The organism is Streptomyces sp. NPDC059649, assembly GCF_042734445.1.
Lineage (GTDB): Bacteria > Actinomycetota > Actinomycetes > Streptomycetales > Streptomycetaceae > Streptomyces.
The window spans coordinates 19396-43663 of the sequence record NZ_JBHWDV010000026.1; the positions used below are offsets into that span (position 1 = coordinate 19396).

A 24268-nucleotide genomic window follows, 5' to 3' on the forward strand; every position below is an offset into this window, starting at 1 on the left:
GCGCAGCCCCGGCCGGAGCCGTCGGCGCCTCACAGCCGCCGGGTGGCCAGGGCCAGCCGGTCGCGGGCGTCGAACAGGGCGTCCTTGATCGTCTGCTCATGGCCCGGGGTCAGCCGGGCCACCGGCACCGAGCAGCTGATCGCGTCCCGGGCCGGGGTGCGGTAGGGGATCGCCACGCCGAAGCAGCGCAGGCCCAGGGTGTTCTCCTCGCGGTCGACCGCATAGCCCTGCTCGCGCACCGCGTGCAGCTCCTCGATCAGCCGCTCGCGGTCGGTGATCGTGTGCTCGGTCAGTTGCGCCAGCGTCGGCGGCAGCAGCGCCCGCACCTGGTCGTCGGTGTACGTGGCGAGCAGCGCCTTGCCCAGCGAGGTGGAGTGCGCGGGCAGCCGCCGGCCGACCCGGGTGAACGGGCGCAGGTAGTGCTGCGACTGCCGGGTGGCGAGGTAGACCACATTGGTGCCGTCGAGGCGGGCGAGGTGGATGGTCTCGGTGGTGTCGTCGGAGAGCCGGTCCAGCGTCGGCCGGGCCACCGCCACCACCTCGTCACCGTCGATGTACGACGTGCCGACCAGCAGCGCGCGGACGCCGATGCCGTAACGGGTGCCGGTCGCGTCGGTCTCCACCCAGCCGAGGTCGACGAGGGTGCGCAGCAGCATGTAGAGGCTGGACTTCGGGTAGCCGACGGCTTCCTGGACGGAGGCGAGGGAATGCATACCGGGGCTGCCCGCGAAGTACTCCAGCAATTCCACCGTCCGCACCGCGGACTTGACCTGCGATCCTCCGGAATCGGCAGCTGACATTCGCCCTTGACCCCTCTGTTCGGACAGCCATAGAGTCCCGATTGTTCAAGATCTGGGACGACGTTCAGCATATCGAACGGTGTCCGGTCCGCTGCAAGGTCCGGGCGGCTCCGGAAACCGGGCACCACGCCCGGGAACGGACGTCCCGGACCGCACCCGCGACGGGCCCGCACGACCCGGCACGGCGCAGTACGACCCGGCACGGCAGCACCCTGGAGGAATGCACGGTGGCAGCGGCAGCGGCAGCACCAGTCTGGAGTGTCGACCCCCGAACCGGGAAGCGGCGGGAGCAGGTTGCGGTGGAGGCCACAGCGGCCGAGGTGGACACCGCGGTCCGCACCGCGCACGCCGCCCGCGAGGCGCTCGCCGACCGCGGGGTGCGGGCCGCGCTGCTGCGCCGCGCCGCCGGTCTGCTCGACGAGGCGGGCGAGGCGGTCATCGAGGCCGCCGACGCCGAGACCGCGCTCGGCCCCGGCCGGCTCACCGGCGAACTCGCCCGCACCACCTACCAGTTGCGGTCCTTCGCGGACCTCGTCGAGGACGGCGCGTTCCTCGACGTACGGATCGACCACGCCGACCCCGGCCTCACCCCGCCCCGGCCCGACCTGCGCCGCTACAAGATCCCGCTGGGCGTGGTCGCGGTCTACTCCGCCAGCAACTTCCCGCTCGCCTTCTCCGTCCCCGGCGGCGACACCGCCAGCGCCCTCGCGGCCGGCTGCCCGGTCGTGGTCAAGGCGCACCCGGACCACCCCGCCACCTCGGAACTGTGCGCCGCACTGCTGCGCCGCGCCGCCGACGAGACCGGGCTGCCGCCCGGCGTGCTGAGCCTCGTCCACGGCTTCCAGGCCGGGATCGACCTGGTCCGCCACCCGCTGGTGGCCGCGGCCGGCTTCACCGGCTCGGTGCGCGGCGGCCGCGCCCTGTACGACGCGGCCGCGGCCCGCCCGCACCCGATCCCCTTCCACGGCGAGCTGGGCAGCCTCAACCCGGTCGTGGTCACCGAGGCCGCGGCCGCCGAACGCGCCGGGCAGATCGGCGCCGGGCTGGCCGCCGCGATGACCCTGGGCACCGGCCAGTTCTGCGTCAAGCCCGGCCTGGTGCTGGCGCCCGCCGGGCCGGCCGGGGACCGGCTGCTGACCGCGCTGACCGACGCGGTCAGCAACACCGAGGCCGGGGTGCTGCTCGACCACCGGATGCGCGAGGCGTTCCTCGGCGGCGTCCGCGGCCGCGCCGGGCTCCCCGACGTCGAGGCGCCGGTGACCCCGGGCGCCGGCGGCGAGCACACCGTCAGCGCCGGCTTCCTCACCGTGCCCGCCGCCCGCCTGGCCGCCGAGGGCCCGCACGACCTGCTGCTGGAGGAGTGCTTCGGCCCGGTCACCGTCGTCGCCCGCTACACCGACGAGGCCGAGGTCGGCGCCGTCCTCGCCCGTCTGCCCGGCAACCTCTCCGCGACGCTCCACCTCGGCGACGCGGAGACCGCCGGCACCGACGGGGACGGCACCGACGGCGGCGGCCTCGGCGCCCGGCTGCTGGCCCGGGTCACCCCGCTCGCCGGCCGGGTCGTGGTCAACGGCTGGCCGACCGGCGTCGCGGTCGCCCCCGCCCAGCACCACGGCGGCCCCTACCCGGCCACCACCTCGACCTCCACCTCCGTCGGCGGCACCGCCGTGGAACGCTGGCTGCGGCCGGTCGCCTACCAGGACACCCCGCCCGCCCTGCTGCCGCCCGAACTCCGCGACGGCAACCCGCTCGGACTGCCGCGCCGGATCGACGGCCGCCCCGAGGGCGGATGAGGCCCGGCGTGCGCCCCACCCCCGACCCCACCGCCCTCCGGATCCGCGGCGCGACCCACGCGGACCTGACGGCGATCGCCGCCCTGCACACCGGCGCCCGCGCCGCGTACCACCGCGCCCGCCACCCCGGCACGCCCTTCGACGCCCCGGCCGAACAGGCCCGCTGGCACGACGCCTGGGCCGGGGTCCTGGACCGCGCCGACACCCCCGCGCTCTGCGCCGAACGCCACGGCACGGTCATCGGCGCCGCCTGCTACCTCCCGCACGCCTCGACGGCCCGGGGGAACGCCCCGCGCACCGGCACCGCCCGCCCCACGGTCACCCTCCACCAGCTGCACGTCGCCCCCGCCCACTGGGGCACTGGCGTCGGCCGCGCCCTGCACACCGCCTGTCTGCGCGCCTGGCGCACGGCCGGATTCGCCCGCGCCGTCCTCGACGTCCGCTGGCACAACCACCGCGCCCGCGCCTTCTACGACCGGCTCGGCTGGCGCCCCGACCCGGACCGCCGCCCCGCCCCCGACGCCACCCACCTCACGCTGGCGCTGGACCTGACCGGCCCGGCCCCGGAGGCTCCGCCGTCGAAGCCGTCGGAGCCGTCGTCCGCCGGGCGATGAGCTGCAGCCGCTCGGCCCGCCGCCCGTCCAGCGTCCCCACCGACCCGGTCCGCTCCGTCACCACCGAGAAGCCCGCCGCCCGCACCAGCCCCCGCAGCCGCTCCGGGGTGTGGTGCCGGAACACCCCGCCGTCCGGCGTCTCGAACACCCCGAACGTGCCGTACCGGTCCGCGAACCGCCGGTACCGCTCCTGGTTGAACGCGTCGTCCTGCAGCGGTACGTCGCTCACGTACAGCACCCCGCCCGGCCGCACCAGCCGCCCCAGCTCCCCGGCGATCGCCTCCTGGTCCGCGTCCCGGGGCACACAGGTGAGCACCGCGAACAGCAGCGCCGCGTCGAAGGCCCCGGCCCCGAACGGCAGCGGAAGCCCGGCGTACCGCCGCAGGTCCAGCTCCGGGTGCTCCCGCCGCCCCCGCGCGATCAGCGCCGCCGAGACGTCCACCCCGCACACCCCGCGGTACCCCAGCGCGGCCAGTTCGGCGGTCAACCGCCCGTAGCCGCAGCCGTAGTCCAGCACCCGCGCCCGCCGCGGCACGTAGGCGTCCAGCAGCGCCGGATCGAGCGGGTGGGTGAAGGTCTTCGCGGAGCCGGTCGTCTCCCAGAACCCGAGGAATCCCTGTGGCGAGGTCATGTCCGGACGGTACCCACGGAATAGCCCGGCGCCCCGCGCGGTTGCACGCAGCACACGTCCCGAGCACACGTCCCGAGCACACGTCCCGACGAGGAAAGTCAGCACATGCGCGTCGAAATCTGGTCCGACATCGCCTGCCCCTGGTGCTACATCGGCAAGGCCCGCTTCGAGGCCGGGCTCGCCGCGTTCGCGCACCGCGCCGAGGTCGAGGTGGTGCACCGCTCCTTCGAGCTGGACCCCGAGGCGCCGCCCGCCTCCGACGTCCCGGTGCTCGACATGCTCGCCGCCAAGTACGGCGTCAGCCGCGCCCAGGCCGAGCAGATGGAGGCCCGGGTCGCCGCGGCGGCCGCCCAGGAGGGCCTCGGCTACCGTTCCGACCGCATCCACGGCAACACCTTCGACCTGCACCGGCTGCTGCACCTCGGCCGGACGCACGGCCGCCAGGAGGCGCTGCTCGACGCCTTCTACCGCGCCAACTTCGCCGAGGCCCGGCCGCTCGGCGACCCCGCCGTCCTCACGGAGCTCGCCACCGGCGCCGGACTGCCCGCCGACGAGGTCGCCCGGGTGCTCGCCGACCCCGACGCGTACGCCCAGGAGGTGCGCGCCGACGAGCGCGCGGCCGCCGAGCTGGGCGCCACCGGCGTCCCGTTCTTCGTCATCGACCGCCGCTACGGCATATCCGGCGGCCAGCCCGCCGAGGTCTTCCGGCAGGCCCTGGAGCGGGCGCACGCCGACGGCGTGGTGGAGAGCGTGCCGGCCGGTGACGCGGAGGTCTGCGGGCCGGACGGCTGCGCGGTGCCCGGAAGCTGACCGCGAACCGGCCACCGTTCGGGCACGACCACGACCGAAACACCGTGGACGGAGCGTGCCCCGCCGAGCACAGTGGGGGACATGCAGCGACATGAGCCACTCGGCGGGGCCGAATTCGCGCCCGAGACGACCTATCTGAACTCCGCCTCCAGCGGACTGCTCCCCCGGCGCAGCGCCGACGCCCTGCGCGCGGCCGTCGAGGAGGCCACCTCCTACGGCACGATGGGCCGCGACTACTTCGCCGCCCCCACCGCCGCCCGGGCCGCCTTCGCCCGGCTGGTGGACATCCCCGCCGAACGCGTCGCCATCGGCAGCTCGGTGGCGGTGCAGTCCGCGGCCGTCGCCGCCTCGCTCCCGCCCGGCAGCGAAGTCCTCGCCCCCGAGGGTGACTTCAGCTCCCTGGTCAACCCGCTCGGCACCCACCCCGACCTCACCCTGCGCACCGTGCCGCTGGAGGCGCTGGCCGACGAGGTGCGCCCCGGCACGGCCCTGGTCGCCTTCAGCGCCGTGCAGTCGCTCGACGGCCGGATCGCCGACCTCGCCGCGGTACGCGAGGCCGCGGCGGCCCACGGCGCGCTCACCTACCTCGACGCCACCCAGGCCGCCGGCTGGCTGCCGCTGCGCGCCGCCGACTACGACTTCCTGGTCTGCGGCGCGTTCAAATGGCTGCTGTGCCCGCGCGGTACCACCTTCATGGCCTTCGGCGGCGACCGCGACCCCAGCGGCAGCGGCCCCGGCTGGCCGCCCGCGCCGCACGCCGGCTGGGTGGCCGGGGAGGACCTCGACGAGTCCAACTACGGCCTGATCCGGCCGGCCGCCACCGCCCGCCGCTACGACGAACCGCACGCCCACTTCGCGTACACCGGCGCCGCGGCGTCCCTCGGCCTCATCGAGGAGCTGGGCGTGGCCGCCGTCCACGCCCACAACACCGCGCTCGCCGACCAGTACCGCGCCGGACTGGCCGAGCGCGGCCTGACCCCCCGGCCCGCGCCCGGCTCGGCGATCGTCTCCGTCCCCGGACCGGCCGATGCCCAGGAGCGGCTGGCCGGGGCCGGGGTACGGATCTCGGTGCGCGGCGGCCTGCTGCGCGCGGCCTTCCACCTCTACAACGGGACGGCCGACGTGGAACGGCTGCTGGAGCTGGTGAAATAGCCGGCCGGTGACGGGAATGCCGGGCGGGCCCGGTGCGTTGGACGGTGACGAACCGTCATGGGCAATGCCCTGCCTTCGCACCGTAGTTGAGAGGCCCTCAGTGACCACCGCATTCGAGCCCTTCGAGCTCGCCGGCATCCCGCTCGCCAACCGCATCGTGATGGCGCCCATGACGAGGAACCGCGCCACCCAGGAGGGCGTCCCCACCCCGTCGATGGTCCGCTACTACACCCAGCGGGCCTCGGCCGGCCTCATCATCACCGAGGCCGCGCAGACCGAACCGGTCGGCCGCGGCTATCCGTTGACCCCCGGCCTGCACACCCCCGAGCAGATCGCCGGATGGCGCGCGGTCACCGACTCCGTGCACGCCGCGGGCGGCCGGATCTTCGCCCAGCTGTGGCACGGCGGCCGCATCGGCCACCCGGTGCTGCTGTCCGACGGCCTGGTGCCGGTCGGGCCCTCCGCGGTCGCCGCGGCCGGCCAGGGCTTCACCCAGGAGGGCCCGACGGACTTCGTCACCCCGCGCGAGCTGACCGGCGGCGAAATAGCGGCGACGATCGACGGATTCGCCGCGGCGGCCCGCAACGCCGTCGAGGCCGGATTCGACGGCGTGGAGATCCACGGCGCCAACGGCTATCTGATCCACCAGTTCCTGGCGCCCAACGCCAACCTCCGCACCGACGAGTGGGGCGGCTCCGACGAGGCCCGGGCCCGCTTCGCCATCGAGGTCGTCCGGGCCGTCGCGGGCGCCGTGGGCGCGCACCGCACCGGACTGCGGATCTCGCCCGGCAACCCCTTCAACGACATCGCCGAACCCGCCCCCGAGACCACCTACACCACGCTGATCGAGGCCATCGCCCCGCTGGGCCTGGCCTACCTGCACACCTGCGACGTCCGCGACCTGGACCTGCTGGCCCGGCTGCGCAAGCGCTTCGGCGGCACGTTCCTGCTCAACCCGGCCACCGACGGCCGGCCCACCGGCCCCGAGGAGCTCGGCCTCATCGAGGACGGCGAGGCCGATCTGCTCGCCTACGGTGCGCTGTTCCTCGCCAACCCCGACCTGCCCCGCCGGCTCGCCCTCGGCGGCCCCTTCAACACCCCCGACCGGGCGAGCTTCTACGGCGGCGACGACACCGGCTACCTCGACTACCCGCCGCTGGCGGACTGAGCCTCCGACGACGGCGCGGCCGCCGCACAGACCCTGCTGTGCGGCGGCCGCGCCACCGGACTTCTTCCGCCTGTCCGCCTCGTACGGCTACTTGACCGGGGTGAAGTCCCGCGCCCCGATGTACTCCGGACGCCGGACCGGGGCCGCGAACGGCTCCACGGCCGTGTTCTCCACGCTGTTGAAGACGATGAAGACATTGCTGCGCGGGTACGGCGTGATGTTGTCGCCGGAGCCGTGCATGGCGTTGCAGTCGAACCACGTCGCCGAGCCGGCCTTGCCGGTGAACAGCCGGATGCCGTGCTTGTCGGCCATCTTGGTGAGGACCTCGTCCGAGGGTATGCCCGCGTCCTGCATCTGCAGGGACCGCTTGTAGTGGTCCTTCGGCGTCTCGCCCTCGCACCCCACGAAGTGCTGGTGCGAACCGGGCATGATCATCAGGCCGCCGTTGGTGTCGTAGTTCTCCGTCAGCGCGATCGAGACCGACACGGTGCGCATGTTCGGCAGCCCGTCCTCGGCGTGCCAGGTCTCGAAGTCCGAGTGCCAGTAGAAGCCGGAGGCACCGAAGCCGGGCTTCACGTTGATCCGCGACTGGTGGACGTAGACGTCCGACCCGAGGATCTGACGGGCACGGCCGACCACACGCGGATCGGCGACCAGCTTGGCGAACACCTCGCTGATCTTGTGCACCTCGAACACCGACCGGACGCTCTGCGACTTCGGCTCGACGATGGAGCGCGGGTCGGCGCGCATCGCCGGGTCGAGCACCAGCCGGTCCAGTTCGGCGCGGTACACCGCGACTTCCTCCGCGGTGAGCAGTTCCCCGATGGCGAAGAAGCCGTCGCGTTCGAAGTCGCTCAGCTCGGACGGCGCGAAGGGGCCGGCCGCTCCGGGCTGCGACCACACCACCGGGTCCTTCCGCGGCGTGATCACCTCGGCGGTGCCGCGGGTCGGGTACAGGTCGGCGGTGCGCTCGGGTGCGGTGGTCATGGTGTTGCCTTCCTCTCCTCTCGTACGGAATCTGGCATCGGGCGCGCGTTGCGTACCTTCCTGGAGCTCTGCCGGACGGGGCAGGCGTCAGGTTCGCCTCAGACCGTCTCGGGCTCGGTGTCCGGTTCGGTGAGAAGGGGGTAGACCCCGTTCTCGTCGTGGTCCTCGCGGCCGGTGACCGGGGGGTTGAAGACGCACAGGCAGCGGAAGTCCTGCTTGATCCGCATGGTGTGCTTCTCATGCCCGTCGAGCAGGTACATCACGCCGGGCGTGATGAGGTGCTTCTCGCCGGTCTCGTCGTTGGTCAGCTCGGCCTCGCCCTCGACGCAGACGACGGCCTCGATGTGGTTGGCGTACCACATCGACGTCTCGGTGCCGGCGTACAGGACGGTCTCGTGCAGCGAGAACCCGACCCGCTCCTTGGCGAGCACGATGCGCTTGCTCTCCCAGGTGCCGGACTTGGACTTGACGTGGCGGTCGGTGCCTTCGATGTCCTTGAAGGAGCGGACGATCACGGTGCGGGCTGCCTTTCTGTCGTATCTGTGGTGCGGTGCGGAACGCCGCGCTCAGGCGCAGTCGCGGACCGCGCGGCCGAGGGTGCGCAGACCCTCGTCCAGTTCCTCGGGGGTGGTGGTCAGGGCCGGCAGCAGCTTGACGACCTCGCTCTCCGGGCCGGAGGTCTCGATCAGCAGACCCAGCTCGAAGGCGCGCTTGGCGATCTTGCCGGCGAGCGGCTTGTCGTTGCACTCCAGGCCCCACACCAGACCGCGGCCGCGGTACTCGGCGAAGGTGCCCGGGTTCTCCTCGACGATCGCCTTCAGATGCGCTTCGACGATCTCACCGCGGGCCAGGGTCTGCTTCTCCATCTGCCCGTCGGCCCAGTAGGTGTCGAGCGCCGCGGCGGCGGTGACGAACGCCGGGTTGTTGCCGCGGAAGGTGCCGTTGTGCTCGCCCGGCTCCCAGATGTCCAGCTCGGGCTTGAACAGGGTGAGCGCGAGCGGCAGGCCGTAGCCGCTGATGGACTTCGAGACGGTGACGATGTCCGGCACGATGCCCGCCTCCTCGAAGGAGAAGAAGGCACCCGTACGGCCGCAGCCCATCTGGATGTCGTCGACGATCAGCAGCATGTCCTGGCGCTCGCACAGGGCGGCCAGGGCGCGCAGCCACTCGACCCGGGCGACGTTGATGCCGCCCTCGCCCTGCACGGTCTCCACGATCACCGCGGCGGGCTTGTTCAGGCCGGAGCCCTGGTCCTCCAGCAGCCGCTCGAACCACAGGAAGTCCGGGGTCTGGCCGTCGAGGTAGTTGTCGAACGGCATCGGCGTGCCGTGCACCAGCGGGATGCCGGCGCCGGCCCGCTTCATGGAGTTGCCGGTGACCGCGAGGGCGCCGAGCGACATGCCGTGGAAGGCGTTGGTGAAGGACACGATCGACTCGCGGCCCTTGACCTTACGGGCCAGCTTCAGCGCGGCCTCGACCGAGTTGGCGCCCGTCGGGCCCGGGAACATGACCTTGTAGGGCAGGTCGCGCGGCCGCAGCACGATGTTCTGGAACGACTCCAGGAACGCCCGCTTGGCCGTGGTGGACATGTCCAGGGCGTGGGTGATGCCGTCCCGCTCGATGTAGTCGATCAGGGCGCGTTTGAGGACCGGGTTGTTGTGCCCGTAGTTGAGCGAACCGGCGCCGGAGAAGAAGTCGAGGTAGGTGTGGCCGTCCTCGTCGGTGATGCGGCTGCCCTGCGCGCGGTCGAAGACGGTGGGCCAGCCACGGCAGTAGCTGCGCACCTCCGACTCCACGGTCTCGAAGACGCTCAGATCGGGCTGGGTGATGGTCACAGCATGCTCCTGGGAGATGAGTGCGAGAGGCGGAAGAAGTCTGTTGGGGGGCTTTGCGGGGCCGGCGGGTCGAGGGGGAGCCGGTGCCGCACGGCCGTCGCGGCGGCCGTGCCGCGCGGCCCTGGTCGCTAGTGCGCGGGCCCGGCCGGGGGCGCGAACGGGCCTATGAGGTGCAGCACCTCCGGCTCGTGGCCCTGCTCCGGGAACAGCCCGGCGTCGAAGAGCACCTCCCGCTCGACCGGCACGGAGTGCCGTTCGCCGAAGGACGCGAACAGCCGGTTGGAAGCGGCGTTGTCGGGGGTGATGGTGGTCTCGACGTAACGGATGCCCAGCTCGTCCCGGGCCCGGGTGGTCACCCCGTCCAGGAGGGCGGCCGCCAGCCCCAGGCCACGGTGCGCCGCGTCGACGGCGACCTGCCAGACGACGAGGGTCTCGGGGCGCTCGGGACGGATGTAGCCGGTCACGAAGGCGGCCGGCTCGCCCTCCGCGTCGCGGGCGACGACGGAGGTGGCGGCGAAGTCCCGACACCACAGGAGGTAGCTGTAGGAGGAGTTGAGGTCCAGCGTCTTGGAGTCGCGGGCGATGCGCCAGATCGCGGCTCCGTCCTCCACGCGGGGGGTGTCGAGCTTGAAGCCCTCCGGAAATTCTCCGATATCGCTACGGGCACCTGCATGGTCTGCTTGTGCGGCGGTCATGGGAATTAAATTTACCCAGGGAAAAAGGAAATTGCATCGCGGGGAGGGGTTACGTCGGGCCGCCCGATGTGTTATCGCGCGGGGGCGCCCGGGCGCGCGACGTCGATGCGTGATGCCCCGATTTGACCGGGAAGTACGGGGCGAAACGGACGTGCTGTGTAGTCGGTCACAGGTGCGTAACGTCCGCGAGATCGGTCCGAATTACGGGCTTCGGCGCTAGCGGAATCTTGGCGTTTGAGCTGCGGAAAAGCGGGCAGAAGAAGACGGGAAGCTGTACCCGAAGAAATTGGGAATTCGCCACCGGAGACCCTGGCGCAAGTCCCGGAAAAACCTGTGCGACACATCCATGAGAAGCATCGCAAGAACATACGCCGAGAACGGTCGGCGGGCTTTTTCGGAAACATTGCGGCAATAATCGCCTACACAGCGTCGGCGACGCGTCGGCGACCGCCCGGACGGCCTTCCCGCCGGCCCGGCCGCACCGCCGTCCCCGCCGTCGCACGCCGCCTTCACGCCGTCTCCCGGCCGCCCCCGCACCGCGGTGACCGCCGCCTCCGGCGGACCCGCCGGCGGCGCCTAGAGTGCCGGTATGACGTCCATGAGTGAAGGTGCGGTGCTGCACCTCAAGGGGAGGGTCCTCGTCGGACCGGACGACGTGCGCGACGAGCTGTGGGTGGTCGGCGGGCGGGTGACCTACGACCGGCCGGCCCTGGCACGCGATGCCATCAGCGTGCAGGGCTGGGCGCTGCCCGGCCTGGTCGACGCGCACTGCCACGTGGGGCTGGACGCGCACGGCCCGGTGGACGCCCCCACCAGCGAGAAGCAGGCGCTCACCGACCGTGACGCCGGCACCCTGCTGATCCGGGACGCCGGATCGCCCTCCGACACCCGCTGGGTCGACGACCGGGCCGACCTGCCGAAGATCATCCGGGCCGGCCGGCACATCGCCCGCACCAAGCGGTACATCCGCAACTACGCCCATGAGATCGAGCCCGAGGACCTGGTCGCCTACGTCGCCCAGGAGGCCCGCCGCGGCGACGGCTGGGTCAAGCTCGTCGGCGACTGGATCGACCGCTCCACCGGGGACCTGGGCGCCTGCTGGCCCAAGGGCGCGGTCGAGGCGGCCATCGCGGAGGCGCACCGCCTGGGCGCCCGGGTGACCGCCCACTGCTTCGCCGAGGAAACCCTCGCCCCGCTCGTCGAGGCCGGTATCGACTGCATCGAGCACGCCACCGGGCTCACCGAGGAGACCATCCCGCTGTTCGCCGAGCGCGGGGTCGCCATCGTCCCCACGCTGGTCAACATCGCCACCTTCCCGCGCCTGGCGGACGCCGGTCACGCGAAGTTCCCGCGCTGGGCGGACCACATGCGCCGGCTGCACGACCGCCGCTACGACACCGTCCGGGCCGCCTACGACGCCGGGGTGCCCGTCTTCGCCGGCACCGACGCGGGCGGCTCGCTGGCGCACGGCCTGGTCGCCGACGAGGTCGTCGAACTGACCCGGGCCGGGCTGCCCGCCCGTGCCGCGCTCTCCGCCACCACCTGGGGCGCCCGTGAGTGGCTCGGCCGCCCGGGCCTCACCGAGGGCGCCCCGGCGGACCTGGTCGTCTACGAGAGCGACCCGCGCGAGGACGTCCGCGTCCTGGCGGCCCCGCGCCGGGTCGTGCTGCGTGGCGAGATCGTGGGCTGAGCCGCCCCCGCGTCCCCGGGGGGAGCGGGGAACCACCTCCGGCGGGCCGTCCGGGCCGTGCCCCCCGGGCGGTGCGCCGGAGCACCGTGGTCAGGATGTCGGTCGCCGTGCACTCGGCGCCCACGGCCGGTGACCGTACGGCGGGCCGCCCGGTCGTCCCGGACGCGGCCCCGGCCAGGGCCGCAGCCGGACCGGGTCGGTCAACGGGGATCACCCCCGTGGTGGGGCGGCTGTGACGGGGGAGATGCGGGGGGCCGCGGGAATCGAACCCAGGCGCGAAAACCACCCTTTGGGATGAACTGACCTCACGTGGCTGCCCGTTCACCCTCGGTGCCGACACGATGTGCGGGTCGATGTCGCCGGCCCGCGTGATGTCCCCCATTGGCGCGGCCGGCGGCTCCATTTCTCTTGTGGGGGTTCCACACACGTGTCCACCAGTCCCACCCACTCCTCCGGTGCGCCCCGGCGCCTGGCCGCGGCCGTCGTCGCCGCCACGCTCACGGCCGGTCCCGCCGTGCTGCTCGGCGCCGGGCCGGCGCACGCCACCGGAGGGCACGGCCCGGCCCGGGGCAAGGCCGACGCGGTCGTGCTGCGCACCGGCCTGAACGTCGGCCTGCTCGACAAGTCGGCCGACATCCCGCTGAACGCCGTGCTGAACGAGGTGCACGCACCCGCCTCGGCCGGCAAGACCGCGCTCACCGTGCGGCTCGACGGCATCGACCGGGGCCGCCCGTTCACCGTGCTGCGCGCCGACGCCGCCACCGCCCGCGCCACCACGGCCCGGCAGAAGGCCGAGGGCTATGCCAACCTGCTGCACGCCAAGGTGCGGCTGCCCGGGCTGCCGCTGCTGTCCCTGATCGAGGTCCAGCAGGTCACCGCCAAGGCCGTGTGCGAGGCGGGCCGGCGGCCCCGGGCCGAGGCCAACGTCCTCGGCCCCGTCCGCGTCCTCGGCAAGCAGGTCACGCTCACCGCGGGCGGCACGACGGACGTCAAGGTGCCGGGCGTCGGCGACGTACGGCTGGACCTGTCGCGGAAGAGCGTCTCCGGGAAGACCGCCGCGGCCACCGCGCTGCAGCTGAACGTCTCGGTCGACCCGCTGAAGCTCAACGTCGCCGAGGTGCACGGCCGGGTCACCCTCGTCCACGCCGGCTGCACCGCCCCGGACGCCACCACCCCGCCCGGACACGGTGGCTCCGGCGGTACGAGCGGCGGCGGCACCAACGGCGGTGGCACCAGCGGCGGCGGGGGTGACAAGCCGGCCGGCGGCGGCACCCAGGTGAGCCACAGCGGTGCCGGGAACACCGGCCCCGACCTCGCCGAGACCGGCGGCAGTTCGGCCACCCCGTACCTCGCCGGCGGTGCCGCGCTGCTGGTCGCGGCCGGTGCCGGGGCCCTGGTCCTCACCCGCCGGCGCCGCGCCGCCTCCCCGCAGGGCGGCTGACGGCTCCGTACCCCGTGCCGGTGCTGTGGGGGCGTCGGCCGCGGGGTACGGCCGGGGTGTGTCGTACGGACCGGAGGCGGCCCGTACGGCACACCCCACCCCGCCGGGACCCGTCGGAAGGGAAGCGTGGTGCGACGGGACCCGGCGGGCCCGCGCACCGGCCGGTCAGCGCAGGACCTCGGCCAGCGCCGCCACGAACCGGTCGGTGGTGGCCCGGTCCCGCACCGCGAGCCGCAGCCAGTCCGGCCCCAGGCCCGGGAAGGTGTCCCCGCGGCGCACCGCGAAACCGCGGGCCCGCAGGCCCTCCCGCACTCCCGCCGCGCCCGGCAGCCGCAGCAGGACGAACGGCCCCGCCGCCGGCCCGGCCACCCGGATCTGCTCGAACTCGCCGAGCCGGGCCAGCAGATGGGCCCGGTCCCGGACGATCTCCTCGGCCGCCGCGGCCGCCTCCGCCAGCGCCGCCGGCGCACTGCACGCCTCCGCGGCGGCCAGCGCCGGACTCGACACCGGCCACAGCGGCTGGGCCCGCTCCAGGCCCGCCACGGTCTGCGGGCCGGCCAGCACATAGCCGATCCGCAGCCCCGCCAGCCCCCACGTCTTGGTCAGCGAACGCAGTACCACCAGCCCCGGCAGATCCGTGCGCCCGGCCAGCGACTCCCGCTCACCGGGCACCGCGTCCATGAACGCCTCGTCCACCACCAGCGTCCGCCCGGGCCGCGCCAACCGGGCCAGCGCGCCCGCCGGGTGCAGCACCGACGTGGGATTGGTGGGGTTGCCGACCACGACCAGATCGGCGTCCTCGGGCACCGCGTCCGGATCCAGCCGGAACCCGTCCCGTGCGGAGAGCAGCACCCGGGCCACGTCGTGCCCGGCGTCCCGCAGCGCCGCCTCCGGTTCGGTGAACTGCGGATGCACCACCACCGGGCGGCGGGCCCGCACGGTCCGCGCCAGCAGTACGAACGCCTCCGCGGCCCCGGACGTCAGCAGCACCCGCTCCACGGGCAGCCCGTGCCGCCCGGCCACCGCCCGGCGCGCCGCCCGGCCGTCGGGGTAGGCGGCCAGTGCGTCCAGTGACGCGGTGAGGTGCGCCTTGAGCCACGCCGGGGGAGTGCCGGCCCGGACGTTGACCGCCAGGTCCGTCAACGCACCGCCGTCGCCCCGCACTTCGGCATCACCGTGGTGCCGCAGATCGGGCTCGTCCGCCGGCACGGGGGAGGGGCCGGCCGGGACGGGAGCGGGCCCGGCGGGGCCGGAGCCGCGCGGCCGGACCGCATCGGTGGGCGCCGGCATGCTCACCGCTCCCCGGCGCCCGCCGCCACCCGCGCCGGGCCGTACGACACCCCGCCGTCCGCCGCCCGGTCCGGCGGCGCGCCCCCGGCCACCGCCGCGCGGTAGCGCTCCATGACCACCTCGGCCACCTCGGGCCCGGTGCCGAGCACCTGGGCACCGAACACCTCGACGCCCGAGTGCGCCGCGGCCCAGCCCTCGGTCTGCATCCACAGCCGCTCCACCGGCCCGTCGGCGAGGAGGGCGTACGGCAGGACCACGATCCGGGACGGGCCGGCCGCGCCCGGGACCGGCCCGGCCAGTGCCCGGCAGCGGTCCAGCCCGGCCGGCACGTCCGGCGCGGTCTGGGCGACGAACGCGGTCTCCACGCCCGCGAATCCGCGCCCCTCCCACAGCAGTCGCGCGGCCCGCGCCACCTCGGCGTTGGCGTGCGGATCGGTCGTCCCGCGGCCCACCAGCAGCACCGTGGTCCGGGCCCGGTCCTGCGGCGTACGGGTGCCGGCGCCGAGCGCCTCGTCCAGCCGCCGCTCCAGCACGTCCAGCAGCCGCGGGTCCGGGCCGAGTTCGGCGGTGCAGTACGTGCGCAGGTCCGGGTGCCCGGCGGCCGCGCGCTCCAGCGCCGCGGGCAGGGTCTGGGTGCCCGCACCGGTCGGCGCCAGCAGCAGAGGTACCGCGACGAGTTCGGTCACGCCCTGCCCGGCCAGCCCGTCCACGGCGTCGGCCAGCGGCATCGGCGTGCCCGGGGCGCCGAAGAACCCGCCGGCGACCGGGACCTCGGGCAGATGCTCGCCGAGCGCGTCCACCAGTGCGCGCAGGGCCTCGGCCGCGTCGTCGTCACGGGCGCCGTGACCGGCGATGAGCAGTGCGGGAGGGGTGGTCACGGGGGTCTCCTTGCTACCGGTGTCTTCGCCGTCGGGTGCCATCTCGTCGATGACCGGCCGCCGTCGGCCGGTGCCACGGTGCGGTGGGTTGGGCGAGGTCATGACGATATCGGCACCAGGTGCGGGGGCGGCGGCCGCTCCCTCCCTACCAGCGGTAAGCACACGGTGGGGCGTTACTGTCGCCAGCGCGAGCGCACAGGTCGCCCCGCCCGCCGGCGACTTCCGCTTGCCGGCGACCAGTTCGGCCCCCGGCCCGGCGGCCAGCAGCGCGGCCGCCTCGGCGACGCCCGGCGTCCCGGCGGCGGCCGCCACCACCGCGGACGGGTTCGGCACCGGTACGGCCGCCAGCGCGGCCGCGGGATACGACCACAACGGCACCCCCAGCCGCCGCGCCGCCTCGGTCAGTCCGGGCTCGTCGGCCTTCGCCGCCACCGTCGCCAGCGCCCGCACCGGGTGCCCGGCACAGCCGGCCGCGGTGCGCGCCGCCGCGATCAGCTCCAGGACCTCGGACGCCGGCACCCCGCGGCGCGCCCCCACGCCCACCACCAGCGCCGCCGGCCCGCCGCGGACACCGGCCGTCCGGCGTCTCATACCGCGCCGGCTCCCCGTCCGAACGCCACCCGGCCGTACCGCCCTTCCACCACGGCGGTCAGCTGTGCCTCCGGCCCGGCGGCGAGTTCCCCCGGCCACCGCGCGCCGAGCGCCGCCCAGGTGGCCCGGGCCGCCGCCGGATCGGGATGCACCGCCCGCAGCGCGACCAGCGGCAGCACCGGAAGCCCGGCGGACGGATGCGGCGTGGCGCCCCAGTCCAGCAGGAACGGCGCCAGCCGGTCGCCCGCCCCCGGCGGCGTCAGCCGCCAGGTGAGCCGGCCGCCGTCCGGCGTCCGCCGGGACATCGCCACCGCCTCGCCCGGGTCGTGGCCGCACGCCCGCGCCGCGGCGACCCGGGCCGCGATACCGGTGACCCGGACCGCCCAGGTGACCAGCCGCGGCCCGGTCAGCGCGTCGATGCCGAACCACCGCGGCCGGTCCGGCGCGGGCTGCTCCGGATCGGGCCCGATGACCTCCACGTACGCCCCGCCGCCCAGCCCCAGCAGATGATTACGGGTCCCGCGCCCCGGATGGCTGCCGCCCGGCACCGGCCGTACACCGGTCAGCGCGGCCACCTCGGCGACGGTGGCCGCCAGGTCGGGGGTGGCGAGGACGAGATGGTCGAGGACGGCCGGCGGTCCGCCCGCACCCGGCCCGCCGGTCATGGTGCGGCCACCGGCACCTGACGCGCCGCGCCCGCCACCAGCCGCGCCGCCAGCGACGGTTCGGCCGCCCAGTGCACATGCAGGTACGAGGCGTGCACCCCGCCGGTCACGAAGCCCTCCACCCGCCGCTCCGGATGCGTCAGCCCCCAGGCCGGCCCGTCACCCGCGCCCGGTTCCAGCACCGTGCGGTGGAACTCGTGCCCGCGCACCCGGGTCCCGGCCGCCGCCAGCGCGTTGTCCGTCAGCGCCACCGCCTCCCGGTAGCCCAGCGTGAGCCGTTCGGTCATCCGGGCCTCGGCCGGCAGCACCCCGCACATCGGCATCCCGTCGATCGCCCGGGACAGGTACAGCAGCCCGGCGCACTCGGCGGACACCGGCGCCCCCGAGGCGGCCAGCCCGGCCACCGCGGCGCGCAGCGGCGCATTCGCCGACAGGTCCGGCGCATACACCTCCGGGAACCCGCCGCCGATCACCAACCCCCGTGTACCGGGCGGCAGTTGCTCGTCCCGCAGCGGATCGAACGGCACCACCTCGGCGCCCGCCGCGGTCAGCAGCTCGGCGTGCTCGGCGTACGCGAACGTGAACGCGGCACCGCCCGCGACCGCGATCAGCGGCCGGCTCCCGGACGCCGCCGCCCGCACCTCCGCCGCCGGGTCCCAGGCCGCGTCCGGCAGCTCCGGCACCGACCGCGCCAGTGCCAGCAGCGCCGTCAGGTCGCAGCCCTCGCGCACCCGCGCGGCCAGCTCCCGTACCGACGCGAGCGCCTCGGCCCGGCGTTCGGCGACCGGCACCAGCCCCAGGTGCCGGGACGGCGTACCGGCCCGGCCGTCCCGCCGCAGCGCGCCCAGCACCGGCACCCCGGAGGACTCCATGGCCTCCCGCAGCAGCGCCTCGTGCCGGTCCGAACCGACCTTGTTGAGGATCACCCCGGCCAGCCGCACCTCCGGGTCCCACGACGCGAAGCCGTGCACCAGCGCGGCCACCGACCGGGACTGCGAGGAGGCGTCCACCACCAGCACCACCGGCGCCCGCAGCAGCTTCGCGACCTGCGCCGTCGACGACAACTCGCCCATGCCGGACGCCCCGTCGAACAGCCCCATCACGCCCTCGACGACCGCCAGGTCCGCGCCCGCCGCCCCGTGCAGGAACAGCGGTGCGATCCGCTCCGGACCGCACAGATACGCGTCCAGGTTGCGGCCCGGACGGCCGGTCGCCAGGGAGTGGTAGCCCGGATCGATGTAGTCCGGGCCCACCTTGTGCGGCGAGACCACGAGTCCCGCCTCGGCGAACGCCGCCATCAGACCGGTGGCCACGGTGGTCTTCCCCGCACCGGAGGACGGTGCGGCGATCACCAGCCGGGGAATGGCGCCCCCGCTGCTCATGCTGCGCCCACCTCGCTCACCACTCGATGCCCCGCTGGCCCTTCTGGCCCGCGTCCATCGGGTGCTTGACCTTCGTCATGTCGGTGACCAGGTCGGCCAGGTCGCACAGCGCCTGCGGGGCGTTCCGGCCGGTGATCACCACGTGCTGGGTGCCGGGCCGGTCGCGCAGCACCGAGACCACCTCCTCGGTGTCCACCCAGCCCCAGTGCAGCGGATAGGCGAACTCGTCGAGGACGTACAGCCGGTAGGTCTCCGCGGCGAGGTCCCGCTTGACCTGCTCCCAGCCCTCCCGGGCCGCCTCCTCGTTGCTGAACTGCGAGTCGCGCTGCACCCATGACCAGCCCTCGCCCATCTTGTGCCAGGCGACCGTGCCGCCCTCACCGGAGTCGCCGAGCACCCGCAGCGCCCGCTCCTCGCCGACCTTCCACTTCGCCGACTTCACGAACTGGAACACCCCGACCGGCCAGCCCTGGTTCCAGGCCCGCATCGCCAGCCCGAAGGCGGCGGTCGACTTGCCCTTGCCCAGGCCCGTGTGGACCAGCACCAGCGGGCGGTTGCGGCGCTGGCGGGTGGTGAGCCCGTCATTCGGTACGACGGACGGTTGTCCCTGCGGCATTACGCGGCCTTCCTGTTGCCGTGAACGGTCCTGGTGCCCTGAACGGTCCGTACGAGCGCGGAGACGCGGTCCGCGCGCAGTGCGTCGAGGGTGACGGCGGTGCCTCCGAGGTCCCGGGCCAGCTCACCGGCCAGACCCAGCCGTACCGGACCGGTCTCGCAGTCCACCACGACCGCGGCGGTGCCGTCGGCGGCCAGCAGCCGCGCCGCCCGGGACGCCCGGACCCGCGGCTCGGGGCCGGCGGTGGCCCGCCCGTCGGTGACCACGACCAGCAGCGGGCGGCGCGCCGGGTCCCGCATCCGCTCCACCCGCAGCACCTCGTGCGCCGCGAGCAGCCCCTCGGACAGCGGCGTACGGCCCCCGGTGGGCAGCGACGCGAGCCGCGCCGCACCCGCCTCGACCGACGACGTCGGGGGCAGCGCGACCTCCGCGCCGGCGCCCCGGAACGTGATCATGCCGATCTTGTCGCGCCGCTGGTAGGCGTCGAGCAGCAGCGAGAGCACCGCGCCCTTGACCGCACCCATCCGCTTGCGCGCCGCCATCGAGCCGGACGCGTCCACGACGAACAGGACCAGATTGCCCTCCCGGCCCTCGCGCACCGCCTCGCGCAGATCGTCCCGGCGCACCAGCAGCCCGGTGCCGCGCCGCCCGCGCGCCTTCTGGTGCGGCGCCGCGGCCTGCACGGTGGCCGCCAGGTGCAGTTTGCCCAGGGCGCCCCGGGGGCGGCGGGCCCCGGTCGTCCGGCCGTGCGCGGTACGGGCCCGGGAGCGGCGGCCGTCGGCGCCCTCGCCCAGCCCCGGCACGTCCAGACGCCGGGCCTTGAACGGCTCACCGGCCGCCACCGCCGGCTGCTCCGCGGCCGCCCCGCCCTGCGCCTGCGGCCGGGCCCCGGCCTCGTCCCCGTCCCCGGACGGCTCGGGTACGGGCTCCTGTGCCTGCGGGGTCTCCTGCTCACGCTGGTGCGGCAGTCCGTCCCCCGGCGGCACCGACGACTCCTGAGGACCACCTTCCTGGGGACCGCCCTCCTGCGGCGGCACTCCGCCGCCCGGACCGCCCCCGTCGGGGCCCCCGTCCGGACCGTCCGGCTCCGGATCGTCCCCGCCGTCCGCCGGATCGTCCTGTCCGGCGAACTCCTCCAGCGTCCGGTCGAGCTTGTCCTCGTCGAGTCCGGGGGCGTCGAAGGGCGCCCGGCGCCGGCGGTGCGGCAGGGCCAGCAGTGCCGCCTGCCGCACGTCCTCCTCCCGGACCTCCGTCCGCCCGGCCCACGCGGCCAGCGCGGTGGCGGTCCGCGCCATGACGATGTCCGCGCGCATCCCGTCCACCTCGAACGCGGCACAGGTCGCCGCGATCTGCCGCAGCGCCGCGTCGCCCAGCGTCACCTCGGGCAGCAACTCCCGGGCCGCGGCGATGCGTTGCCGCAGCGCGTCCTCCTCGGCCGCCCAGCGCGCCGCGAACCCGGCCGGGTCGGCGTCGTACGCGAGCCGCCGCCGGACCACCTCCACCCGCTGCTCCGGCTCCCGGGAGGCCGCGACCTCGACGGTCAGCCCGAACCGGTCCAGCAACTGCGGCCGCAGCTCGCCCTCTTCCGGGTTCATGGTCCCGACCAGCAGGAAACGGGAGGCGTGCCGGACGGAGACGCCCTCGCGCTCCACGTAGGAGGCGCCCATCGCGGCGGCGTCCAACAGTAGGTCGACCAAGTGGTCATGGAGGAGATTGACCTCGTCCACGTACAGGATTCCGCGGTGCGCGTCCGCGAGCAGGCCCGGCTCGAAGGCCTTCACGCCCTCCGACAGGGCCCGTTCGATGTCCAGGGCGCCCACCAGGCGGTCCTCGGAGGCGCCGACCGGAAGCTCCACCATCCGCGTCGGACGGCTCTCGGCGGCCCCGGTCCCGTGCGGCCCGTCGGGACAGCCGGGGTCGGGCGCGGCCGGGGCGCAGGCGAACCGGCAGCCGGCCACCACGTCCACGGCCGGCATCAGCGCCGACAGGGCGCGTACCGCGGTGGATTTCGCGGTCCCCTTCTCGCCGCGGACCAGCACCCCGCCGACCGCCGGGCTCACCGCGTTCAGCAGCAGCGCCAGCCGCAGGTCGGCCATGCCGACGACCGCGGTGAAGGGGTACTGCGGGGTGGTGTTGTGCGCACTCGTCATGCTGTGTCGTCCTCCACGTCGCCGGCCGGCCCGGATCCCGTCCCTTGCGTACCCCTCATGGCGCCCCCGGAGGCACGAACGGCAGCCCCTCCGGCACCCCCTTCTCGATCAGCCGGAGCAGCGCCCCGGTGTCCGCGTGCTCCTCGATCAGATCGCCCAGCCGGTCCAGCTGCTCCTCGCGCAGCGCGCCGAATCGGGTGTCGGGGGCCGGGACGAACGCCCGGCCGGCGTCCGCCGCCACCCGCCGCAGGAAGGCCCGGCGGAAGGCGTCGCTCTCCAGGGAGCCGTGCCAGTGCGTGCCCCATACGGAGCCGACCCGGCAGCCGTCCATGAACGCCTCGTCCCCGCCCGTCACTTCGGCGACGCCGTGGTGGATCTCGTAGCCCTCCACCGGCTCGCCGAGGGCCTCGCCCACCGGCCGGGCGAGCGTCTTCTCCACCGCGAAGCGGACCCGTACGGGCAGCATCCCGAGGCCCTCGACCGCGCCCGCCTTCGACTCGACCTCGTCGTCGATGTGCTCGCCGAGCATCTGGAAGCCGCCGCAGATGCCCAGGACCGGACGGCCCTCGGCGGCCCGCCGGACGATCGCGTCCGCCAGCCCGCGCTCGCGCAGCCACCGCAGGGCGCGGACCGTGCCGCGGGTGCCCGGCAGCACCACCAGGTCCGCGTCGGCCAGTTCCTCCGGCCGGTCCACGAACCGCACCACCACGCCCGGTTCGGCCGCCAGCGCGTCCACGTCGGTGAAGTTCGACATCAGCGGGACGGCACAGACCGCCACCCGCAGCACGTCCGCGCCGTGCGGCGGCGCCACCACGCTCTCGCGCACCGCGCCGCGCAGCGAGACCCGGAGGCCGTCCTCCTCGTCGATGCCGAGCCCGTGCGCGTACGGCAGCACGCCCAGCGTCGGCCGCCCGGTCAGCCGCTCCAGCATGTCCAGACCGGGCTCCAGCAGCGTCACATCGCCCCGGAACTTGTTGACGAGGTACCCGGCGACCAGCGCCTGGTCCTCCTTCGACAGCAGCGCCGTGGTCCCGAAGAAGGACGCGAAGACGCCGCCGCGGTCGATGTCGCCGACCACCACGACCGGTATCCGGGCGGTCCGGGCGATGCCCATGTTCACGATGTCGGTGCGCCGCAGATTGATCTCGGCGGGACTGCCCGCGCCCTCGCAGATGACGGCGTCGTGCGTACGGCGCAGTTCGGCGAGACAGTCGGTGACGGTGCCGAGCAACTGCTCCCGCCCGCCCGCGTACCGCGCCTCCCCGGGGGACGACCCTCCGGGCCCGCCGAAGTACCCGCGCGCGCTCAGCTCACCCACCGGCCTGCCCAGCAGCACCACCTGGCTGCTGCGGTCGCCGCCCGGCTTGAGCAGGACCGGGTTCATCAGCGCGGTCGGTTCGACCCGGGCCGCGGCGGCCTGCATCGCCTGCGCCCGGCCGATCTCCGCGCCCTCGCGGGTGACGAACGAATTGAGCGACATGTTCTGCGCCTTGAAGGGCGCCACCTTCACGCCCTGCCGGACCAGCCAGCGGCAGATCCCCGCCGTCACCACGCTCTTGCCCGCGTCGGACGTCGTACCGGCCACCAGCAGCCCGCCGCCGAGCCCCCCGGCCGTCCCGCATTGCCCGTTCACCGGCGCTTCCTCCCGCTCGTGCCCCTGCCGCCCGCGATCCTGTCCCGCACCGCGCCCGCCGCCAGCCGTCCCGCCACCGTCGCCACCAGCGCCAGCGCGCTCACCCGCCGCGACAGCCGCACCGCCCGCTCGATGTCCGCCACCTCCGGCGGCCGCGCCGCGCCGTTGAGCACCGGACGGTGTTCCACCCGCCCGCCGTACGCCAGCGTGCCGCCCAGCCGTACGCCCAGCGCGCCCGCGAACGACGCCTCCACCGGGCCCGCGTTGGGGCTCGGGTGCGCCCCGCCGTCCGCCCGCCAGGCCGCGAGCGCACCGCGCCGGTCGGGCCCCGCGAGCACGGTCAGCGCGGCGGTCAGCCGGGAGCCGGGCCAGCCGGCGACGTCGTCGAGCCGGGCCGCGGCCCAGCCGAACCGCCGGTAACGCGGAGACTTGTGACCCACCATCGCGTCCAGGGTGTTCACCGCCCGGAACGCCACCAGACCGGGCACCCCGCCGAACGCGCCCCACACCAGGGCGCCCACCACCGCGTCCGAGGTGTTCTCGGCCACCGACTCCACCACCGCGCGGGCCATCTGCGGCCCGTCCAGCGCCTCGGGATCACGGCCGCACAGATGCGGCAGCCGCTCCCGCGCCACGTCCGGATCGCCCGCTTCCAGCGCGCCGCCGACGGCCCGCGCCTCCCGGCCCAGCGAGGTGCCGCCCAGCACCGCCCAGACGGTGGCCGCGGTCAAGGCCACCCGGGCGCCGCGGCGGTGCCGTACGGCCCGCTCCAGCAGCGCCGCGCCGGCCGCCGCACCGCCCGCGCACAGCACGGCGTGGACCGCGCCATGACCCCGGTGGTCGCGCCACAGCCGGCGCTCGACGGCGGCCGCGGCCCGGCCGAACGCGGCCACCGGATGACCGCGCCGCGGATCCGCCGCGATCAGGTCGCCGAGGAAGCCGAGAGCCGCGCCGCACGCATATCCCGCGTGTTCGCCGCGCATCGGATCAGGCCGCCGTCGGTCCTCGAAGGGGCCCTGCGGCAGCGGGCAGTGGGGATCGGGGCGGGCGGCCAGGCATGGCGGTATGTCCTCACTCAGGGTCCTCGCCCTGGCTCGACGTGACGGCGACCAGAGTCTCCTGGCTCCCGGATCGGCGTGTCCCCCGGCCTTCCCGTCCGTACGTATCCGTACGGACCGTGGCCCTCGTCGGAGGAACGCTCCCCGGTGACAGTGGCGGGACCGCGCCGGATTCTCACCGGACTTCCTCATCTGTCGCCGATTGGCCCCGGCAGTCCACCACGGTCCGCGAAGGCCCGTCAACTCACCCTTGACCTGCGACGCTGCCCCGTGGCAGGCCCTGTGGCGCACGCCACAGGGTGGTGAGGGCGTCACGGACGGTTGCCCCCGTCCCTGATTCCACGTCACTATCTGGTGCACGGTGGCGAAGGGGCCGCCGGAAGGGGGCT

General features: G+C 74.8%; 21 protein-coding genes, 1 pseudogene and 1 riboswitch. Of the genes and pseudogenes, 7 read left to right on the forward strand and 15 right to left on the reverse strand.

The genetic code is table 11. The features are described from left to right. Positions 1–29: 29 nt before the first annotated feature. On the reverse strand, positions 30–800 hold the full coding sequence (locus ACFV1J_RS24540; protein ID WP_385861315.1) for an IclR family transcriptional regulator: 771 nt from the start codon (positions 798–800) through the stop codon (positions 30–32). 227 nt (positions 801–1027) lie between these two features. On the opposite strand from ACFV1J_RS24540, the gene ACFV1J_RS24545 reads away from it, so the two are divergent. Further along, positions 1028–2593 (forward strand): aldehyde dehydrogenase (NADP(+)), encoded by a 1566-nt coding sequence (locus ACFV1J_RS24545; RefSeq protein ID WP_385861317.1) that lies wholly within the window; start codon positions 1028–1030, stop codon positions 2591–2593. An 8-nt stretch (positions 2594–2601) separates the two neighbouring features. Then, positions 2602–3207, forward strand: a complete 606-nt coding sequence (locus ACFV1J_RS24550; protein WP_385861319.1) for a GNAT family N-acetyltransferase — start codon at positions 2602–2604, stop codon at positions 3205–3207. Here ACFV1J_RS24550 and ACFV1J_RS24555 read toward each other — a convergent pair. Beyond that, positions 3125–3838, reverse strand: a complete 714-nt coding sequence (locus tag ACFV1J_RS24555; protein ID WP_385861321.1) for a class I SAM-dependent methyltransferase — start codon at positions 3836–3838, stop codon at positions 3125–3127. The genes ACFV1J_RS24550 and ACFV1J_RS24555 overlap by 83 nt on opposite strands. Before the next feature lie 105 nt (positions 3839–3943). On the opposite strand from ACFV1J_RS24555, the gene ACFV1J_RS24560 reads away from it, so the two are divergent. From ACFV1J_RS24560 to ACFV1J_RS24570, 3 genes are all read left to right on the forward strand, one after another. Beyond that, complete coding sequence (locus ACFV1J_RS24560) at positions 3944–4648, forward strand: DsbA family oxidoreductase (protein WP_385861323.1); 705 nt, start codon at positions 3944–3946, stop codon at positions 4646–4648. 81 nt (positions 4649–4729) lie between these two features. Next, positions 4730–5800, forward strand: a complete 1071-nt coding sequence (locus tag ACFV1J_RS24565) for an aminotransferase class V-fold PLP-dependent enzyme (RefSeq protein WP_385861324.1) — start codon at positions 4730–4732, stop codon at positions 5798–5800. Positions 5801–5900: 100 nt separating this feature from the next. Then, positions 5901–6968 (forward strand): alkene reductase, encoded by a 1068-nt coding sequence (locus tag ACFV1J_RS24570; RefSeq protein ID WP_385861326.1) that lies wholly within the window; start codon positions 5901–5903, stop codon positions 6966–6968. An 87-nt stretch (positions 6969–7055) separates the two neighbouring features. Here ACFV1J_RS24570 and thpD read toward each other — a convergent pair whose 3' ends face one another. From thpD to ectA, 4 genes are all read right to left on the reverse strand, one after another. After that, positions 7056–7955, reverse strand: a complete 900-nt coding sequence (thpD, locus tag ACFV1J_RS24575) for an ectoine hydroxylase (RefSeq protein ID WP_385861329.1) — start codon at positions 7953–7955, stop codon at positions 7056–7058. 98 nt (positions 7956–8053) lie between these two features. Further along, the gene (locus tag ACFV1J_RS24580) at positions 8054–8470 is read right to left on the reverse strand and encodes an ectoine synthase (RefSeq protein WP_310726864.1); all 417 of its coding nucleotides are present in this window, start codon (positions 8468–8470) and stop codon (positions 8054–8056) included. Between the two features lie 51 nt (positions 8471–8521). Next, entirely contained in the window at positions 8522–9790 is a 1269-nt protein-coding gene (gene ectB, locus ACFV1J_RS24585; protein ID WP_385861331.1) for a diaminobutyrate--2-oxoglutarate transaminase, read from the reverse strand. 128 nt (positions 9791–9918) lie between these two features. After that, a complete protein-coding gene (gene ectA / locus ACFV1J_RS24590) occupies positions 9919–10485 on the reverse strand; it encodes a diaminobutyrate acetyltransferase (RefSeq protein ID WP_385861333.1) in 567 nt (188 codons plus the stop codon). 598 nt (positions 10486–11083) lie between these two features. Between ectA and ACFV1J_RS24595 the strand changes: the two genes are divergently transcribed. Both ACFV1J_RS24595 and ACFV1J_RS24600 read left to right on the forward strand, forming a co-directional pair. Then, positions 11084–12175, forward strand: coding sequence for an amidohydrolase family protein (locus ACFV1J_RS24595; protein WP_385861475.1), 1092 nt, complete (start codon positions 11084–11086; stop codon positions 12173–12175). A 427-nt stretch (positions 12176–12602) separates the two neighbouring features. Beyond that, positions 12603–13616, forward strand: a complete 1014-nt coding sequence (locus ACFV1J_RS24600; protein WP_385861334.1) for an SCO1860 family LAETG-anchored protein — start codon at positions 12603–12605, stop codon at positions 13614–13616. Positions 13617–13781: 165 nt separating this feature from the next. On the opposite strand, the gene cobC is transcribed toward ACFV1J_RS24600, so the two are convergent. The 9 genes and pseudogenes from cobC to ACFV1J_RS24645 all read right to left on the reverse strand — a co-directional run bounded on the left by cobC (position 13782) and on the right by ACFV1J_RS24645 (position 23804). Continuing rightward, positions 13782–14906 carry an Rv2231c family pyridoxal phosphate-dependent protein CobC gene (cobC, locus tag ACFV1J_RS24605; RefSeq protein ID WP_385861336.1) on the reverse strand — a complete coding sequence of 375 codons (1125 nt, stop codon included), beginning with the start codon at positions 14904–14906 and terminating at the stop codon, positions 13782–13784. Between the two features lie 2 nt (positions 14907–14908). Continuing rightward, positions 14909–15826 (reverse strand): sirohydrochlorin chelatase, encoded by a 918-nt coding sequence (locus ACFV1J_RS24610; RefSeq protein WP_385861477.1) that lies wholly within the window; start codon positions 15824–15826, stop codon positions 14909–14911. Positions 15827–15982: 156 nt separating this feature from the next. After that, positions 15983–16375, reverse strand: a pseudogene (locus ACFV1J_RS24615) (cobalamin biosynthesis protein); the annotation flags it as partial. Continuing rightward, positions 16372–17040, reverse strand: coding sequence for a VOC family protein (locus ACFV1J_RS24620; RefSeq protein ID WP_385861337.1), 669 nt, complete (start codon positions 17038–17040; stop codon positions 16372–16374). The pseudogene ACFV1J_RS24615 and the gene ACFV1J_RS24620, both read right to left, overlap by 4 nt. After that, the gene (locus tag ACFV1J_RS24625) at positions 17037–18422 is read right to left on the reverse strand and encodes a cobyrinate a,c-diamide synthase (protein WP_385861339.1); all 1386 of its coding nucleotides are present in this window, start codon (positions 18420–18422) and stop codon (positions 17037–17039) included. The genes ACFV1J_RS24620 and ACFV1J_RS24625 overlap by 4 nt, the downstream gene beginning before the upstream one ends. Before the next feature lie 16 nt (positions 18423–18438). Beyond that, positions 18439–19038: a cob(I)yrinic acid a,c-diamide adenosyltransferase gene (cobO, locus tag ACFV1J_RS24630; RefSeq protein ID WP_385861340.1), complete on the reverse strand. Its 600-nt coding sequence runs from the start codon at positions 19036–19038 to the stop codon at positions 18439–18441. Then, on the reverse strand, positions 19038–21188 hold the full coding sequence (locus ACFV1J_RS24635; protein ID WP_385861342.1) for a putative cobaltochelatase: 2151 nt from the start codon (positions 21186–21188) through the stop codon (positions 19038–19040). Before ACFV1J_RS24635 ends, cobO begins: the two co-directional genes overlap by 1 nt. A 55-nt stretch (positions 21189–21243) precedes the next feature. Next, entirely contained in the window at positions 21244–22821 is a 1578-nt protein-coding gene (locus ACFV1J_RS24640) for a cobyric acid synthase (RefSeq protein ID WP_385861344.1), read from the reverse strand. Then, positions 22818–23804, reverse strand: coding sequence for a cobalamin biosynthesis protein (locus ACFV1J_RS24645; protein ID WP_385861347.1), 987 nt, complete (start codon positions 23802–23804; stop codon positions 22818–22820). Before ACFV1J_RS24645 ends, ACFV1J_RS24640 begins: the two co-directional genes overlap by 4 nt. Before the next feature lie 129 nt (positions 23805–23933). After that, positions 23934–24071, reverse strand: a riboswitch (cobalamin riboswitch). Positions 24072–24268: the final 197 nt, after the last annotated feature.